9 protein-coding genes are annotated in these 18,707 nt (G+C 69.6%); 5 read left to right on the plus strand and 4 right to left on the minus strand.

Features of this window, described 5'->3' with window-relative positions:
- The first annotated feature begins 18 nt into the window (after positions 1-18).
- The 5 genes from rplM to ABT061_RS01350 all read left to right on the plus strand — a co-directional run bounded on the left by rplM (position 19) and on the right by ABT061_RS01350 (position 15,174).
- On the plus strand, positions 19-462 hold the full coding sequence (gene rplM / locus ABT061_RS01330; RefSeq protein WP_343968292.1) for a 50S ribosomal protein L13: 444 nt from the start codon (positions 19-21) through the stop codon (positions 460-462).
- A 69-nt stretch (positions 463-531) separates the two neighbouring features.
- Complete coding sequence (rpsI, locus tag ABT061_RS01335) at positions 532-1,053, plus strand: 30S ribosomal protein S9 (RefSeq protein WP_030912863.1); 522 nt, start codon at positions 532-534, stop codon at positions 1,051-1,053.
- Between the two features lies 1 nt (position 1,054).
- A complete protein-coding gene (gene glmM / locus ABT061_RS01340; RefSeq protein WP_350911396.1) occupies positions 1,055-2,410 on the plus strand; it encodes a phosphoglucosamine mutase in 1,356 nt (451 codons plus the stop codon).
- 322 nt (positions 2,411-2,732) lie between these two features.
- Positions 2,733-14,432 carry a DUF7927 domain-containing protein gene (locus ABT061_RS01345; protein WP_350911399.1) on the plus strand — a complete coding sequence of 3,900 codons (11,700 nt, stop codon included), beginning with the start codon at positions 2,733-2,735 and terminating at the stop codon, positions 14,430-14,432.
- Between the two features lie 82 nt (positions 14,433-14,514).
- Positions 14,515-15,174, plus strand: a complete 660-nt coding sequence (locus ABT061_RS01350; protein ID WP_350911401.1) for a hypothetical protein — start codon at positions 14,515-14,517, stop codon at positions 15,172-15,174.
- Between the two features lie 78 nt (positions 15,175-15,252).
- Here the strand turns inward: ABT061_RS01350 and ABT061_RS01355 are convergent, their stop codons facing one another.
- The 4 genes from ABT061_RS01355 to ABT061_RS01370 are packed head-to-tail and all read right to left on the minus strand — an operon-like array spanning position 15,253 to position 18,659.
- On the minus strand, positions 15,253-15,969 hold the full coding sequence (locus tag ABT061_RS01355; RefSeq protein ID WP_350911403.1) for an ABC transporter permease: 717 nt from the start codon (positions 15,967-15,969) through the stop codon (positions 15,253-15,255).
- Between the two features lie 2 nt (positions 15,970-15,971).
- Entirely contained in the window at positions 15,972-16,886 is a 915-nt protein-coding gene (locus ABT061_RS01360) for an ABC transporter ATP-binding protein (RefSeq protein WP_350911405.1), read from the minus strand.
- Positions 16,883-17,761 carry an ABC transporter permease gene (locus ABT061_RS01365; protein WP_350911407.1) on the minus strand — a complete coding sequence of 293 codons (879 nt, stop codon included), beginning with the start codon at positions 17,759-17,761 and terminating at the stop codon, positions 16,883-16,885. The genes ABT061_RS01360 and ABT061_RS01365 overlap by 4 nt, the downstream gene beginning before the upstream one ends.
- Positions 17,754-18,659 carry an ABC transporter ATP-binding protein gene (locus ABT061_RS01370; protein ID WP_350911409.1) on the minus strand — a complete coding sequence of 302 codons (906 nt, stop codon included), beginning with the start codon at positions 18,657-18,659 and terminating at the stop codon, positions 17,754-17,756. The genes ABT061_RS01365 and ABT061_RS01370 overlap by 8 nt, the downstream gene beginning before the upstream one ends.
- Between the last annotated feature and the right edge of the window lie 48 nt (positions 18,660-18,707).

Genomic DNA, 18,707 nt, shown 5'->3' on the forward strand with positions numbered 1-18,707 from the left:
CAAAGAAGGCATACGACCGTGCGCACGTACACACCCAAGCCTGCCGAAGTCGAGCGTCAGTGGCACATCATCGACGCCACCGACATCGTGCTTGGCCGGCTGGCCAGCCACGTCGCGATCCTGCTTCGCGGTAAGCACAAGCCGACCTTCGCCAACCACGTCGACACCGGTGACTTCGTCATCGTCATCAACGCCGACAAGATCGCGCTGACCGGCAACAAGCTTGAGCAGAAGAAGGCTTACCGCCACTCGGGCTACCCGGGCGGTCTGCGTTCCATGACCTACGGCGAGCTCATGGACAAGCGTCCTGACCGCGCCGTCGAGAAGGCCGTGAAGGGCATGCTGCCCAAGAACGCTCTCGGCCGGAAGATGATCAAGAAGCTCAAGGTCTACTCCGGTTCCGAGCACCCGCACCAGGCGCAGCAGCCGGTGCCCTTCGAGCTCACCCAGATCGCCCAGTAGTCGCTAGCTGCTTGTCGCCAGCAGCGTTGGCCGACGGCCGACGCCGAGTAGGAAAGTTAGAGGAGAACCGTGGCTGAGCCCACCGGTGTCGAGACGCCCATCGAGGGCGATCAGGAAGCGTACTCCGCGGAGGAGTTCCCCTCCGAGTACACCTCCGAGTCCACTGTCAGCGGCGACGTCGCCGTCCGCAAGCCCATCACCACCGGCAACTCGTACGGCACTGGGCGCCGCAAGGAGTCCGTCGCCCGCGTGCGCATCGTGCCGGGCACCGGCAAGTGGACGATCAACGGTCGTACGCTTGAGAACTATTTCCCGAACAAGGTCCACCAGCAGATCGTCAACGAGCCCTTCGTGGTTCTTGGCGCCGAGGACCAGTTCGACGTCATCGCCCGCATCAACGGTGGTGGCGTCACCGGCCAGGCCGGTGCCCTGCGCATGGGTCTCTCCCGCGCGCTGACCGCCCTGGACGTCGAGGTCAACCGCCCGCCGCTGAAGAAGGCAGGCTTCCTGACCCGTGACGCCCGCGCCACCGAGCGCAAGAAGTACGGTCTCAAGAAGGCCCGTAAGGCTCCGCAGTACAGCAAGCGTTAAGTTGGGGCGCCTTTTCGGCACCGACGGGGTACGTGGGGTCGCGGGACGCGACCTCACGGCCGAGCTCGCCATGGACCTGTCCGTGGCCGCGGCTCATGTCCTCGGCGATGCCGGGGCGTTCAGCGCCAGCGTCGGGCGGCGAGGCCGCCCCGTCGCCGTCGTGGGCCGGGACCCCCGGGCTTCAGGAGAATTCCTGGAGGCCGCGGTGGTCGCCGGCCTTGCGTCGTCTGGCGTGGACGTTCTCCGGCTCGGCGTGCTGCCCACCCCGGCGGTCGCTTACCTGACCACGGCTCTCAGAGCCGACATGGGCGTGATGATCTCCGCCTCCCACAACCCCGCCCCGGACAACGGGATCAAGTTCCTCGCCCGTGGCGGCTACAAGCTGCCGGACGCGGTGGAGAACGAGATCGAGCAGCGGGTCGGCGAGAAGTGGGAGCGCCCTGTCGGTGCCTCGGTCGGCCGCGTGCGCGAGGCGTACGGCGAGGCCGACCGTTACGTGTCCCACGTGCTGTCCACGGTGGACTGCCGTCTCGACGGCCTCAACGTGGTCCTCGACTGCGCCCACGGCGCCGCCCACATGGTGGCTCCCGAGGCGCTGCTGCGGGCCGGGGCCACGGTGGAGACGATCGGGGCGCGCCCCGACGGCCTCAACATCAACGCCGGGGTCGGCTCCACCCACCTGGACAAGCTCCAGCAGATCGTCGTCTCCCGCAACGCGGATGTGGGCATCGCCTACGACGGCGACGCGGACCGCTGCCTGGCCGTCTCGCACACCGGCGAGGTCGTCGACGGTGACCAGATCATGGCGGTGCTGGCCATGGCCATGCACGCCGAGGGGAAGCTGGTCGGCGACACCGTGGTGGCCACGGTCATGTCCAACCTGGGTTTCAAGCTCGCGCTCAAGAGCGCGGGGATCGACGTGGTGGAGACCGCCGTGGGCGACCGCTACGTCCTGGAGGCCATGAGGGCGGGTGGTTACAACCTGGGCGGCGAGCAGTCCGGCCACGTCCTGATGCTCGACCACGCCACCACCGGGGACGGTCTGCTGACCTCGCTGCACCTGCTGGCGGTCGTGGCGCGGGCGAAGAAGTCGCTGGCGGAGCTGGCCTCGGTGATGACCCGCCTGCCGCAGGTCCTGGTCAACGTCAAGGACGTCGACCGGGCCAAGGCCTCGGCTCCGGAGCTGGAGGCCGCGGTCGCCGTCGCCGAGTCGGAGCTGGGGGAGACCGGCCGGGTGCTGATCCGGCCGAGCGGCACCGAGCCGATGATCCGCGTCATGGTCGAGGCCGCCTCGGCGGAGCAGGCCGAGCAGCTGGCCGGTCGGCTGGCCGAGGTCGTCCGTACGGCCTGCGTCTGAGGGGCCGGTGACCGTCCGGGAGCGACGGCTCTCGGCAGGAATATCGAAAGCACGGCCCGCACTCCGGTGCGGGCCGTGCTTTTTGTCATTCTCTGACTGTCTCGTCAAATAATGCATGGTTCTGCCCGTCGCCACGCCGGACTTCCCGCTGATTGACACTCTAGGTAGTCGATCGGACACTTTCAGTGGTTGCGGCGAGATTTCCGCCCGGAAACACCACTCATCGAGCCGGTTGCCTGGGCCTGGCCACCGCACTTCGTGCTGCTCGCGCAGCGCCCGTACGGCGGCAGGCCGCCGGTATCACGACCGATCGGAGGGTGGCGTGCCGCTGTTCACCATTGCCCGGGCCGCCGGCCCGCTGTCGCGGTCCGAGCGGGGGCTCGCCAGGTTTCTCACCCTGGCCCTGTTCGGCACGTCCGTGGTACTCACCCCGGTGACGGCCGCGTCGGCGGCCGGCACCGTCGTGTTCAACCAGCCCTTCCACAACAACACGGCCAACGGCACCGGTGCAGTGGTGCTGCCCGCGCTGCCGAGCGGTTCGTCCGGGTCGAACTACGCCTGCCTGACCGCCTCCGGCAACACCGGCACCGGCGTCCTGCAGAGCTGCAGCGGGAACACGGACAGTCAGGGCTCGGGCAAGCTGCGCCTGACGAACGCGACGACGAGCAAGGAGGGCGGCCTCTTCGGCGCGGTCAGCGTGCCCGCCTCGCAGGGGCTCGACGTGACGTTCAACACCTACCAGTACGGCGGGAGCGGAGCCGACGGCATCGCCTTCGTGCTGGCGGCGGTCGATCCGGCGAACCCGAAGTCTCCGGCCAACATCGGCCAGTCGGGCGGTGCCCTCGGTTACTCCGGGACCAGCTCCGTGGTCGGCATGGCGTACGGGTATCTCGGTATCGGTCTCGACGTGTACGGAAACTTCAGCAGCAGCACCTACCAGGGAACCGGCTGCACGAACCTGTCGGGCACGGGTGTCCGGGTGCCCGGCCAGGTCGTCATCCGCGGGCCGGGCAACGGCACTGTCGGATACTGCGCGCTCAACACCACGGCCGCCTCGACGAGCGCCACCCCGCTGGCGCTGCGGGCGACCAGCCGTACCGCCGTTCCTGTTCAGATCGGTATCAACCCCACCGCGGTGTCGCTGACCACCGCCGCCGGACTGGTGGTCCCGCCCGGCAGTTACGTGGTGGTGGTCACTCTGGTGGGCGGGACGAACAAGACCCTGACCGGTAGCCTTCCGACGGTTCCCACCGGCCTGTACCCGGCGAGCTGGCTGAACGCCAACGGGACTCCCCGGCAACTGGCCTTCGGCTGGGTGGCCTCCACCGGAAGCGTGACCGACTTCCACGAGGTCGACGCGGCCACGGTGACCACGACCAGTTCGGTCCCCCAGCTGACCGTCGCACAGACCGGCTACAGCGCCACGACGCCGGCGCCGGGCGCCCCCGTGACCTACAGCGTCGTCTCCGGCGTCGGCACGGACAGCATCGCGGAGTCCTCGCCGATCTCGATGACCCAGACCGTGCCGGCCGGGGTGGTGCCCACCGGCGCCTACGGAACGGGATGGGTCTGCGCGGCGCCGGTCGGGCAGTCCGTCACGTGCACCAACAGCAACGTCCCGTTCGCGGCCGGAGCGACGTTATCGCCGATCACGGTGACGGGCGTCGTCACCGGGACCGGTGTCACCCAGACCCTGATCCAGACCGCGACCGTGGTCACCTCCTCGTCGATCGACGCCAACCCCGCCTACTCGACGACGACGACCCAGGGAACGCTGCCGTCGGCGCCCAGCGGCATCAGCCTGAGTTCGACGACGGGGTCGATCTCCGGTGGCTCCTCGAACACCGTGAGCGGGACGAACATCTCCAACGCGACGGCCATCATGATCGGTACCGCCGCCGAGCAGGCGGCCGGCACCGCCGTCGTCCTGCTGCCCTGCGCCTCGGGGGCCACCACCGGGTGTTTCACCGCCAATGCCAACGGCACGTTGACCATTCCCGCCATGCCGGCCCGAGCCGCCAGCGCGTCGGTGTCGGTCACCGTGGTCACCCTGGGACTCGCCGCGTCCGCCACCTACATCTACGCCGCCTCCCCGGCCGCGCCCGCCGCCCCCACCGCCACGGCGGGGGTGAGCAGCGCCACGGTGACCTGGACGGCGCCGAACAACAACGGCAGCGCCATCACCGGTTACCTGGTGACCCCGTACAAAAACGGGGTGGCCCAGACCTCGGTGGCCTATGACGCCTCGACCACCACCCGGACGCTGAGCGGGCTGACCACCGGTGTGCCGTACACCTTCACGGTGACCGCCACGAACGCCTTCGGCACCGGGTCGGCCAGTCCGGCGTCCAACGCGGTCACCCCGTACGCCGTTCCCGGTAAGCCGACCATCGCTTCGGCCACCGCCGGAACCTCCTCGGCGAACCTCACCTGGACGGCACCGGCGACCAACGGCAGCGACATCACCGGCTACATCGTCACGCCCTACATCGGTGGCGTCGCGCAGTCGCCCCAGACGTTCAACAGCAATGCGACCACCCAGGTCGTCACCGGTCTGACACCGGGGACCTCGTACCGGTTCACCGTAGCCGCCGTGAACGCGGCGGGCTCCGGCGCGCCGTCCGACCTGTCGGCCACCGTCGTCCCCAACTCCGCTCCCGCGTTCACCTTCGCCGCGCCGCCTGCCGGTGAGGTGAACGTCGCCTACAGCGTGCCGCTGACGGTCACCGGTGGTACGACCCCGTACGTGTGGTCGGTCAGCGCGGGCAGCCTGCCGCCGGGGCTGACCCTGAACGCCTCCACCGGCGTGCTGTCCGGTACCCCCACTCTGGGAGGTAGCTACTCCTTCACCGCTCAGGTGACGGACGCCAGCAACGTGACCGCCACCCGGGCGGTCACCCTGGTCATCGCGGCGGCACCCGTTCTGACGTTCCCGGCGCCGCCCAACGGCGAGGTGAGCATCCCCTACAGCATCCCGCTGACCGTCACCGGGGGGACCGCGCCGTACGTCTGGTCGGTCACGGCGGGCAGTCTGCCACCGGGGCTGACCCTGAACGCCTCCACCGGCGTGCTTTCGGGCACCCCGACGGCCGGAGGCGCCTTCTCCTTCTCCGTCAAGGTGCTCGACGCCCTGAACCAGAGCGACACCAGGACGGTGAGCCTGACGATCGCGGCGCTGCCGGCGTTCACCTTCCCCGCGCCACCGGCAGGGCAGGTCGGAGTCTCCTACAGCGTCCCGCTGACCGTCGGCGGAGGGGTCACGCCCTACACCTGGTCGGTCAGCGCGGGCAGCCTGCCCCCTGGGCTCACCCTGAACGCCTCCACCGGTCTGCTGTCGGGCACCCCGACCACGACGGGCAGCTACCCCGTCACCTTCCGGGTGGTCGACGCCGCCGGCCTGGCCGCCACCCAGTCCGCGACCCTGGTCATGGTGGCCGGACCGCTGGTCATGGTCAAGACGGCCGGCGCCTCCTCGGTGGTACCTGGTGACAGGCTCACCTACACGATCACCGTGAACAACACCGGGTCGAGTGCCTTCAACGGGGCGACACTGACCGACCCGCTGGCGGATGTCCTCGACGACGCGACCTACAACGGTGACGCGTCCGCGAACATCGGCTCGGTCTCGGTGACCGGTCAGACCCTGAACTGGGCCGGAAACGTGCCGGCCGGCGGAGTCGCCACCATCACCTACTCGGTCACGGTGAGCAGCCCAGGCGCCGGTAACAAGGTGCTGGCCAACGCGGTGACCTCGTCGACCGTCGGCAGCACCTGCCCGAGTGGCGGCGGCGACCCCCGATGCTCCGCCACGGTGACCGTATCCGGCCTGTCCATCGCCAAGGTCGCCAGCGTCGCGACGACGACTCCCGGAGGGACGATCGGCTACACCGTCACGGTGACGAACAACGGTCAGACCCCGTACACCGGCGCGACGTTCGTCGACTCGATGGCCGGCCTGCTCGACGACGCCGTCTACAACGCGGACGCGACCGCCTCCAGCGGCAGCGTGTCGTACACCGGCCCCAACCTGACCTGGACCGGCAACCTCGCTCCCGGTGCGAGCGCGAACATCACCTACTCGGCCACGGTGCGAAACCCCGACGGCGGGGATCGGACCGTATCCAACACGATCACCTCCGGCACCCCCGGCAGCACCTGTCCGGCCGGCAACCGCGCCGCGTCGTGCACCGCCACCGTCACGGTCCTGGTCCCGGGTCTCACGATCAGCAGCAGCGCGGACGTGGCCACGGCCACGCCGGGCTCGGTCGTGAACTACACGTTGACGGCCGCCAACACCGGGCAGACCCCGTACGCCGGGACGAGTTTCACCGCCTCGCTGGCGGGCGTGCTGGACGACGCGACGGTCAACGGCAGCCTCTCCGCGACGTCGGGCACCGTCGTCAACAACCTGAACGGCACCTTCACCTGGACAGGTGACCTTGCCATCGGCGCGAGCGTCACCATCACCGGCTCGGTCACCGTGAACAATCCCGACACCGGAGACAGGGTCCTCCGGACCGCCGTCACCTCGGCCGCACCGGGCAACAACTGCCCGGTGGGCAACCAGGCCCCCGGGTGCTTCAGCACCGTCACGGTCCTGATCCCCGGCCTGACGATCGCCAAGTCGGTCGGCACGTCGACCACGACCCCCGGTTCGGTCGTGAACTACACGGTGCTGGTCACCAACTCGGGGCAGACCGCCTACACCGGTGCGACGTTCGCGGACGCGCTGGGCGGGGTGCTGGACGACGCGACCTACAACGCGGACGCCGCCGCGACCAGCGGCTCGGTCGGCTTCGCGAGCTCCACGCTGACCTGGACCGGCAACCTCGCGGTCGGGGCGAGTGCCACGATCACCTACTCGGTCACCGTCAACAACCCCGACACCGGGAACAGGACGCTGACCGACACCCTCACCTCGGCCACCGCCGGCAGCAACTGCCCCGCGGGCAGCGGCGACGCCCGGTGCGCCAGCAGCGTGACGGTCCTCGTCCCGAAGCTGACGATCAACGCCGGGACGGACGTGGCCACGACGACCCCGGGGGGCGTCGTGAATTACACCACCACGCTGGCCAACACCGGGCAGACCCCGTACACGGGCATCAGTGCCGTGATCGATGTCTCGGCCACGCTCGACGACGCGACCTACAACGGCGACCTCACGGCCAGTTCGGGCAGTGTCAGCGTGTCCCCGAACGGTTCGGTCACCTGGGGCGGGGACATCGCGGTCGGGGCGAGCGCCACGATCACCTACTCGGTCACCGTGAACAACCCCGACACCGGCGACAAGGTCCTGAGAAGCGCCGTCACCTCCGCCGCTCCGGGCAGCGGCTGCCCGGTCATCGGTGCGACGGCGCCCGGCTGCTTCACCCTGGTCACCGTCCTGGTCCCGGCGTTGACGATCACGAACACCGCCGACACCCAGACGACCACGCCGGGTGGCACGGTCACCTACACGACGACGGTGACCAACACCGGGCAGACCCCCTACAGCGGAGCCCAGGTCACCAACCAGCTGGCCCAGGTGTTCAACGACGCCGACTACAACGGCGACGCGACCGCGACGACCGGCACCGTCTCCTACGCCGCTCCCAACCTGACCTGGACCGGTGACCTGGCGATCGGGGCGAGCGCGACCGTCACCTACTCGGTCACCGTGCGAAACCCCGACCGCGGCGACAAGGTGATGACCAACACCGCGGTGTCGTCCGCCCCGGGCAGCACCTGCCCGGCGGGGAGCACCGGCCCGGGGTGCGTCTCGGTGGTGACAGTCCTGGTGCCGAGGCTGACCATCGCGGTGAGCGCGGACACCGGCACGACGACGCCCGGGGCCACCGTCCACTACACGGCCACCGTCACCAACTCCGGGCAGACCCCGTACACCGGGGCCGCCGTCACCGACCTGCTGACCGGGGTGCTGGACGACGCGACCTACAACGCGGACGCCGGGGCCACGACGGGTACGGTCACCCTCGCCGGGTCCAACCTGGGCTGGACCGGTAACCTGGCGGTCGGCGCGAGTGCCACGATCACCTACTCGGTCACCGTCAACAATCCCGACACCGGAGACGCGCTGCTCTCCAGCACCGCCGTCTCGTCCACCACGGGGAGCAACTGCCCGGCAGGGGGCACCGATTCGCGCTGCACCGTCGTGGTGGCGGTGGCGCGGCTGGTCATCTCGCAGAGTTACGTCGGGAGCAGTGCCACACCGGGGTCGACGATCCGGCTCAACGCCACGTTCAGCAACACCGGGAAGGTCCCCTATACGGGGATCAGCATTTCCAGTCCGATCGCCGGCACCGTCGACGACGCCGTCCCCAACGGGGACCAGACCGCGAGTTCGGGGACGCTGGTCCTCGGCGCCACGGCCATCACCTGGACCGGCAACATTCCCGTCGGGGGCACCGTCACGGTCACCGGCACCCTGACCGTGAAGAATCCCCCCACCGGGGACAAGATCGTCACCGGCACCCTGGTCTCGGCCGCTCCCGGTAACAACTGCCCGGCCGGCGGCTCCGACCCCCGCTGCACGGCCCTGCTCAACGTCGTCGTCCCCGGCCTGACGATCACCAACATCGCCGACACCCCCGTCACGGTCCAGGGTGGCACCGTCAACTACACGGTCACCGTCACCAACTCCGGGCAGACGCCGTACACCGGTGCGACGTTCACCGAGTCGCTGGCGGGCATGCTGGACGACGCGGTCTACAACGGCGACGTGTCGGCGACGAGAGGCACCGTCTCCTACGCCGCCCCCAACCTGACCTGGACCGGTGATCTGGCGGTCGGGGCGAGTGCGACGATCACCTACTCGGTCACCGTACGAAACCCCGACTCCGGCGACAGGAACCTGACCGGCACGATCTCCTCGCCCACCATCGGCGGCAACTGCGCTCCGGCGAGTGGCAACGCGCAGTGCACCAGCACCGTGATCGTGCTCATCCCCGCGCTGACCATCACCCAGACCGACGTTCCCACCACGGCGGTGCCGGGGAGCACGGTCACCTACACGATCACCGTCACCAACACCGGGCAGCTTCCCTACACGGGGGCGACGTTCACCGAGTCGCTGGCGGGTGTGCTGGACGACGCGGTCTACAACGGCGGCGCGACGGCGACGACCGGCAGCATGTCCTACACCAGCCCCAACCTGACCTGGACCGGAAACCTCGTGCCCGGCGCGAGCGCGACGATCACCTACTCGGTCACCGTCGACAACCCGGTGACCGGTGACGCGAACCTGGTGAGCACGATCACCTCCACCACTTCCGGCAACAACTGCCCGTCCGGTGGGACCGACCCCCGCTGCGGCACCAGCGTCCCGGTCACCGGGCTCACCACGCTGACCTTCGACAAGGCCGCGAGCACCCCCTCGGCCGGGCAGGGCGAGACGGTCACCTACACCGTCACGATCAGCAACAGCGGGCTGACGCCCTACGTCGGCGCGACGTTCACCGACGACCTGACCGACGTCCTGGACGACAGCACCTACAACAACGACGCCGTGGCGGGCACGGGCACCGTCGGCTACACCGCGCCCGACCTGACCTGGACCGGAACCGTCCCGGCCGGCGGGTCGACCACGGTCGTCTACTCGGTGACGGTGAACACCTCGCCCGACGGGAACCTCGTCAACACCCTGGTCTCGACCTCACCGGACGGCAACTGCGCCGCGGCGAGCACCGATCCGCGCTGCTCGGTCACCGTGACCGTGGCCAAGCTGACCATCGTGACCACGTCCAACGCGGCGACCTACCTGCCGGGCGAGGTGGTGCACTACACGTCGGTGATGACCAACGCCGGACAGACGCCGTACCACGGGATCAGCGTCCTGTTCAACGGGATCGAGGGCGTCGACGACAGCGTCTCCAACGGGGACCAGAGCGCCACCTCCGGATCGCTGTCACTGGGCCTCGACGGGCTGACCTGGACCGGAAACATTCCGGTGGGCGGCAGTGTCACGCTGACCGGCAGCCTCACGGTGAACAACCCCGACACCGGCGACAAGCTGATCACCCTCACCTCGGTCTCCTCGGCACAGGGCAGCGGCTGTCCCGTGACGACCGCTCCCGGCTGCACCACCTCGGTCACCGTGCTGACCCCCGGTCTGACGATCACCAAGGTCGCGGACCGGAGCGCGGTGGTCCCCGGTGACCCGGTGGCCTACACCGTCACGATCGCCAACAGCGGGAACAGCGCGTACACCGGCGCCGTCGTCACCGACTCGCTGACCGGGGTGCTGGACGCGGCGACGTACAACGGCGACGCGGCGGCGACGACCGGCACGGTCCGCCTCGCGGACGAGGTCCTGACCTGGACCGGTGACCTGGCGGTCGGCGCGATCGCGACCGTCACCTACTCCGTCACCTCGGTCAGCCCTCCCACCGGTGACAAGCTTCTGAGCAACGGCGTCGCCTCCACCGAGATGGGCAGCACCTGCCCGCCCGGCAGCGGGAGCTCGGCCTGCCGTTCGGGGATCGTCGTTCTCACGCCACTCCTGACGATCGTGAAGACGCCCGGCGTCACGTCGACCACCCCCGGGGGGACGGTCGGCTACACGGTCACCGCCACCAACACCGGACAGGTCCCCTTCGCCGCGGCGACGTTCACCGACGCGCTGGCCGGGGTGCTGGACGACGCCGTCTACAACGGCGACGCGAGCGCCACGCGCGGCACCGTCACCTTCACCAGTCCCAATCTGACCTGGACCGGAGCTCTCAACCCCGGACAGGGGGTCACCCTCACCTACAGCGTCACGACGAACACCCCCGGTACCGGTGACCAGAAGCTGACCAACACGGTCACCTCGGCCACCGCGGGCAGTACCTGCCCGACCGGAAGCACGGACCCCCGCTGCTTCGACGAGGTCCTGATCTCCAGGATCAAGATCACTATGGTGGCGGACGTCGTCACCGCCGTCCCGACCGGGGTCGTCACCTACACGGTCACGATCGCCAACACCGGGCAGACGCCGTACACCAGCCGCATCACCGTGAACGGCCTGCTCGCCGGGATCCTCGACGACGCGGTCTACAACGGTGACGGAACGGCCTCGTCGGGCAACCTCGCCTTCACCTCCGCGACCAGCCAGATGGTGTGGACCGGTCTTCTCCCGATCGGCACGAATGTCACCATCACCTTCTCGGTAAGGGTGCAGAACCCCGATCCGGGCGACAAGGTGCTCAACGCCGTCATGACCTCCGGCGCGCTGGGCAACAACTGTCCGGTGGGGAGCACCGACCCGCTCTGTGCCTCGACGGTCACCGTGCTGACCCCCGTCCTGGCCCTCTCCACGAGCGCGGACCGGACGACGGTCACTCCCGGCGGGACCATCACCTACACGACCACGGTCGCCAACACCGGCCAGACCCCGTACACCGGGGCGACGGCGACCGACGATCTCTCGCAGGTGCTCACCGACGCCGTCTACAACGGCGACGCGAGCGCTACCAGCGGCACCGTCGCCTTCACCGGCCCCGGCCTGACCTGGACCGGTGACCTGGCGGTCGGCGCGAGTGCGACGATCACCTACTCGGTCACCGTGAACAACCCCGACCTGGGTGACAAGCTGATCGAAAACGAGGTCTCCTCCGACACGCTGGGCAGCACCTGCCCGTCCACCGCCTCCACCCCTGCCTGTACGACACTCGTCACCGTGCTCGTCCCGGCGCTGACCATCGTCAAGACCGCCGACACGGTGACCACGACCCCCGGCGGCACGGTCGGCTACACGATCACGGCCACCAACACCGGGCAGACGGACTACACCGGCGTGACCGTCACCGATCCGCTGGCGGCGGTGCTGGACGACGCCGACTACAACGGGGACGCGACCGCCACGGTCGGTACGGTCGCCGTTGCCGGGCAGACCCTGACCTGGAGCGGTGATCTGGCGGTCGGGGTGACGGTGACCATCGGCTACTCGGTCACCGTCAACAATCCGGACACCGGCAACCTGCTGCTCACCGACACCGTCGCCTCCGGCGTGCCGGGCAGCACCTGCCCGGTGGGGGGCGGCACCCCGGCCTGTACCTCGACGGTGACCGTGCTCATCCCCGGACTGGCCGTCTCCATCGCCGCCGGCCGGCCGACCACGACCCCCGGCGGCGTCACCCGTTTCACGATCACGATCGCCAACACCGGCCAGACCCCGTACGAAGGCGTGAGCGTCGTGAACGCTCTCGCCGACGTGCTGGACGAGGCCGTCTACGACAATGACGCGATCGCCACGGCCGGCACGGTCGCCGTTGCCGGGCAGACCCTGACCTGGACCGGCGATATGGCGGTCGGGGCGACCGTGACCGTCACGTACACGGTGAAGACCGGCGACCCCAACCGCGGAGACACGGTCATGACCAGCGTCGTCTCCTCGTCCGCACCGGGCAGCACCTGCCCGGTGGGCGGCACCGCCCCGGCCTGCAGTGCCACGGTCACCATCCTGATCCCGGCACTGAGCATCGCCATGACCGCCGACACGGCGACCACGACCCCCGGGAGCACGGTCGGCTACACGATCACGGTCACCAACACCGGGCAGACGGACTACGCCGCGGCCTCCGTCGTCGCCGCGCTCGACGGGGTGTTCCCCGACGCCGTCTACAACGGCGACGCGAGTGCCTCCACCGGCGTCTTCGACTACACCGCGCCGAAACTGACCTGGACCGGCGCCCTCGCGATGGGCGCGAGCACCGCGATCACCTACTCCATCACGGTGAAGGATCCCGACCCCGGGGACAAGGCCCTGACCAGCGGCGTGAGCTCCACCACGCCGGGCAGCACCTGTCCGGTGGGCAGCACCGACCCGGCGTGCGCGACGCTCGTGCGCGCCCTGGTGCCGCGGCTCACGATCACGCAGACCGCCGACACCGGCACCGTCGTCGCCGGGGGCGCCGTCCACTACACGGTGACCCTGGTCAACACCGGTGAGACCGCCTACGCCGGTGCCGCGTTCACCGAGTCGCTGGCCGGGGTGCTCGACGACGCCACCTACGGCAACGACGCGAGCGCCTCCGCCGGCACCGTCACCTTCACCGACGGCGTCCTCGGCTGGAGTGGCGACCTCGCCATCGGCGCCACCGCCACGGTCACCTACTCGATCACCGGCATCTATCCTCCTCAGGGCGACAGGATCATGACCACTACCGTCGTCTCCGCCACCGCCGGATCGACCTGCCCCGAAGGGGGAGACGATCCGGGCTGCACCACGACCGTCACCGTCCTGACCCCCGGTCTCACCATCACCAAGACCGCGAACAACAGCGGTGCCGTGGTGGCGGATGCCACCGTCCAGTACACGATCACGGTCACGAACACCGGTGAGACCCCGTACGCCGCTGCCGCGGTCACCGACTCGCTGGCCGGGGTGCTCGACGACGCCGTCTACAACAACGACGCGAGCGCCTCCACCGGCACCGTCACCTATGCCGACGGGGTCCTCGGCTGGACCGGAGCGCTGCCGATGGAGGCGAGCGCGGTCATCACCTTCACCGTCGTCACCGACGAGGAGATCACGGGTGAGGAGGTCACGGGTGACGGAACTCTCGACAATCGGGTCACCTCGGCGACGACGGGTAGCAACTGTCCGGTCGGGGGCGCCGACCCGCGGTGCTCGGTCGTGATCACCTTGACCCCCACCAGTATCACCCTCACCGACCTGACCAGCAGCTTCGTCTTGGCAGGCACTCCGGATTCGACGGCCAGGAGCAACGGAGCCGTGACCATGACCGTCATCACGAACAGCGTCGACGGCTACAGCGTCACCGTGCAGGCGGATTCGGCCGAGCTCACCTCGGACCAGCCCGGCAACGACGTCACCATCCCGATCGGGAACCTGCGCGTGCGCGAGAGCGGCACGTCGGCCTTCCAGGCCGTCTCAGTCGGCACCCCGGTACTCGTCCACCAGCAGGACGGTCCGTCCGCTCCCGGCGGGGACGCCATCGGCAATGACTTCGAGGGTTACATCCCCCTTGTCCCGGTCGGCGGCTATTCGGCGACGCTCACCTACGTCGCGACGGCCAGTTGACGCGCAGACGCCCCCGCCGGGAACTCGGTGGGGTCCACCAAGCACCTCTCACTCGAACCCGAACAACGTGAAGGAGCAAGCCATGGCAGTGATCACGCGGCGTGCCGCCGCTCTCTGCGGACCCGGCGCGGTCCTGGTCGTCGCCCTTGCCACACCCTCGGCGGCGTTCGCGCTCAAACCGCACCCCGACGACAAGGAGGTGAAGGCGGCCATCGTGGCCGCCCCCAGGCTGAGCATCAGCATCGACAACGGCCAGACCACCGCCGAGGCGGGGGACCGGTTCACCTATACCGTCACCGTCAACAACGTCGGCACGGACAAGGCGCGTGAGCTCAGGATCACCCAGAGCCTGCCGACCGGCCTGCACTTCGTCTCGGCCGACGGCCAGGGCCGGGCGGAGGAGGGCCAGGTCCTCTGGACCGCCGATGTGCCGGCGGGCAAGAAGGCCGTCTTCCACACCACCGCCGAGGTGCGAGACACCCCGGAGGACCTGCTCCGCCTGGCCACTGTCGCCTGTGCGAGCGTCAAGACGGACGACAAGCCCCTGGTCTGCGCCACCCACTCCGACCAGCTGCCGGCCGGCGCGGCCGCCGAGGCGGCCGCCCACGAGGCGGCCAACCCCGTGACCGGCCGCCTGTGGTACGCGGGTGCGGGCGCCGGTCTGCTGGCCCTGGCCCTGACCGTGCTCCTGGCCCTCCGCCGCACCAGACTCCGCCGTCACCTGGGGCGGTCGCCCTCGTAACGATCCGCGCCCAGCCTCATGACACGGGCGAGATGAACCGGTATGTGGGCACCCCCGGCCGTGGGGGGTGCCCACGGCCTACTCGTCGCCGGTGAGGGAGAAGCCGCGGAGGCGCTGGCCCGACCAGACCACCGCGCCGACGGTGATGATCAGCAGGGCCGGTACGGCGAAGCCGAGGGTGATCTCGGTGGAGAAGAACGGTGAGGAGGACACCTGGTCGGCGATCGACTGGGCCCACTGCTGGATGGAGAACCTCCGGGCACCGGGGACGAAGTTGCCCACCACGCCCTCCCAGACGAGCGCGTAGACGATGCCGATGGTGACCGCGTGCCGGGTCAGCACACCCAGCAGCATGAACACCGCCGCGTACGCGATCCCGCCGACCAGGGCACCGAGGGCGAAGCCGTAGGCGATCCCGGATTCGAGGTTGACCAGCAGGTAGGCCGCGACGAAGGTCGGTACGGCGGCGAACAACGCGAGCATCGAGGCGGCGACCACGAACTTGGTCTGCGCGATCACCGGGCGGGAGATCGGCTTGGCCAGCAGGTGGATGATCGTGCCGTCGTCGATCTCGGGGGCGATCACCCCGGTCCCGGCGATCAGGCCGAGCAGCGGCAGCATGGTGCCGATGGCGAAGGTCCGCATGAGCGTGACCGCGGTCCGCTCGTCGGCGGCGCCGATGAGGTTCAGCAGGGCCGCCATGACGACCAGCACCAGGGGCAGCATGATCAGCAGCCAGATCCGGCGGCGGCCGAGGAGGGCCCGGTAGGAGATTCCGGCGATGACACCGTTCATGATCAGCTGCTCCTGTTGATCAGGTAGGAGAAGACGCTCTCCAGGTCCTCGTCGGCGGGGGAGACCTGCCAGACGCGTACGTCCGCGTCCCTGGCGACCCTGGGCAGCAGGCGGGTGAAGCGCCGGAAGTCGACCGCCTGCACCTCCAGGCCCGCCTCGGTCAGCGAGACCGCGCCCGAGGAGGCGTCGGCGATCAGCGCGGACGCCAGGCGGCGGTCGTCGCTGGAGCGGACCCGGAACAGGTGCGGGCGGTCGGTCATCCGGCGACGGATCTCACGGAAGTCCCCGGAGGCGGCGTGCCGGCCCGCGACCAGCACCTCGATGTGCTGGGCGACGCGTTCCACCTCCTCCAGGATGTGCGAGCTGAACAGGATGGTCTTGCCCGCCGCGCCCATGGCGCTGACCAGGTCCATCAGGTGCAGGCGCTGGCGGGGGTCCATGCCGTTGAACGGCTCGTCGAGCAGCAGGACCTGGGGGTCGTGCACCAGGGCGGCGGCCACCTTGACGCGCTGGCGCATGCCCTTGGAGTACGTCTCGATCCTGCGGTCCTTGGCGCTCTCCATCTCCACCAGGGCGAGCGCCTTGCGGGCGGCGTCCTCGGGGTCGGGCAGGCGGTGCAGCTTCGCGCTGGACAGTACGAACTGCCAGCCGGTGAGGAAGCCGTAGACGGCCTCGCGCTCGGGGACCAGGCCGATGGAGCGGTAGATCTGGTGGTTGCGCCAGATCCGGTCGCCGTCCAGGGCGACGGTGCCGCCCGAGGGCGCCAGGAACCCGGCCATCATGTGCAGCAGCGTGGACTTGCCCGCGCCGTTCGGGCCGAGCAGCCCGGTGACGCCGGGGCCGACGGTCATGGTGATGTCGTTGACGGCGACCACGTTGCCGTACCAGCGGGAGACCTGGGCCAGTTCGATCCTCATCGGGAGGCCGCCTTCCGGTAGCGCGCGATCAGGGCCGTCACGGACAGGCCGATCAGCGCGATCATGATCACTCCGGCGACCAGGCTGCCCGCGCCCGAGGGGTAGATGACGTTCGAGGCGGGGGTCGCCCCGAAGATTCCGACGTGCACGGCGGCGTCCACCAGGAAGAACGGGTTGATCAGCCAGGCCCACGCGGCGGTGGCGTCGTCGCCCATCGACTCCAGCACCCCGTACAGCACCGTGGAGACGGCGGAGGTGAGCAGGTAGAGGGCGATGACCGAGGCCACGCCCAGACCGCGTCTGGGGGTGAACGAGGCGATGGCGATGCCGAGACAGGCCAGCAGCAGCGCGTAGCCGACCGCGCCGGCCATGCTGGTGAGGTATTCGACGGTGTGCGTGTCGCCGGGCAGGTCGATGACCACCTCACCGATGAACAGCACGGTGAGCGGCACCGCCAGCAGCAGGAACATCGCCGCGGTCATCGCCGCCAGCTTCGCCCCGACGTAGTCCCAGAGCGTCACCGGGCGCGACAGGTAGAGCGGCAGCACCCGGAAGCGCAGGTCGGGGGCGACGGCGTACGGCGACTGGGAGGCCAGGAAGATCGCGAGCACGACCTGCATGAAGACCGCGTAATCGGTGTAGCGCATGCCCTCCTGCTTGATCAGCGCCATCGCCGCGATGGAGACGACGGCGGGCAGGAACATGATGCCCACCAGCATGAAAGGAATGATCTTGGAGCGGGCGGTGCGGCCGAGCCCGAAGATCCCGCGCAGGCTGTGCACGGTCAGCGCGGCGGTGGCGTGGCCCCGGCCGAGCCGCACCCCGTCGTAGTGGCGGTATCCGATGTCGTGGATGACACCCGTGGGTTCAGACATTGGCCGGCTCCCTGAAGACGTCCTCGATGCGCTGGCGCCCCTGTTCCAGGCGGACGAGGCAGAGATCGAGCTCGCAGACGGCGTCGCGGAGGACATCAAAGGTCTCCGGCGCGCGGACGTGGACGAGCAGCATCCTGCCGTGCGGGGTGACGGTCTCGCCCAGCTCGGTCAGCCGGGCCACGAGCGCGTCCTGGCCCTCCTCCACCTCGACGGTCACGGTCTGGGTCTGCTGGGTGAACTCCCCGATGGCCGAGGAGCGCAGCAGCTTGCCGCCGTCGATCACGATGACGTGGTCGCAGACCCGCTCAAGCTCGCCCAGCAGGTGGGAGGTGACCAGCACGCTGATGCCGAACTCCGAGCCGATCCTGCGGATCAGCGCGAGCATCTCGTCACGGCCCTGCGGGTCGAGGCCGTTGGTGGGCTCGTCCAGCAGGACCAGGCGCGGGTCGTGCACCAGGGCCTGGGCCAGCTTGACCCGCTGCTTCATGCCGGTGGAGTAGCCGCCCATCGCGCGGTAGCGCTCCTCGTACAGCCCGACGTGGCGCAGCACGTCGGCGGCGCGTTCGCGGGCCGCGGTGCGCGGCAGGCCGGACATCTGGGCCATGTGCACGGTGAACTCGGTGGCGGACAGATCGGGCGGCAGGCAGTCGTGCTCGGGCATGTAGCCCACGATCCGGCGGATCTCCGCGCCCCTGGTCGCGGTGTCCATGCCCAGCACCTGGGCGCGGCCGGCGCTGGGTTCGAGCAGGCCGAGCAGGATCTTGATCAGCGTGGACTTGCCCGCGCCGTTGGCGCCGACCAGACCGGTCACACCGGGGCCGACGGTGACGGTGAGCTGGTCGAGCGCCGTCACCCGGGGGAAACGTCTGGTCAGTCCCTCGGTGGCGAGGATAGTCATACCGGGACACTATCCGCCGTCGCGGACGGACACCTCAGCCGTACGAAG

Source organism: Streptosporangium sp. NPDC002544 (genome assembly GCF_040295965.1).
Taxonomy (GTDB): domain Bacteria; phylum Actinomycetota; class Actinomycetes; order Streptosporangiales; family Streptosporangiaceae; genus Streptosporangium.

Excerpts from the sequence above, each read along its gene's own strand:
- ABT061_RS01370 (WP_350911409.1), bottom strand. The coding sequence starts at position 18,659 with ATGACTATCCTCGCCACCGAGGGACTGACCAGACGTTTCCCCCGGGTG.
- ABT061_RS01350 (WP_350911401.1), top strand. The coding sequence starts at position 14,515 with ATGGCAGTGATCACGCGGCGTGCCGCCGCTCTCTGCGGACCCGGCGCG.
- ABT061_RS01355 (WP_350911403.1), bottom strand. The coding sequence starts at position 15,969 with ATGAACGGTGTCATCGCCGGAATCTCCTACCGGGCCCTCCTCGGCCGC.
- ABT061_RS01365 (WP_350911407.1), bottom strand. The coding sequence starts at position 17,761 with ATGTCTGAACCCACGGGTGTCATCCACGACATCGGATACCGCCACTAC.
- ABT061_RS01360 (WP_350911405.1), bottom strand. The coding sequence starts at position 16,886 with ATGAGGATCGAACTGGCCCAGGTCTCCCGCTGGTACGGCAACGTGGTC.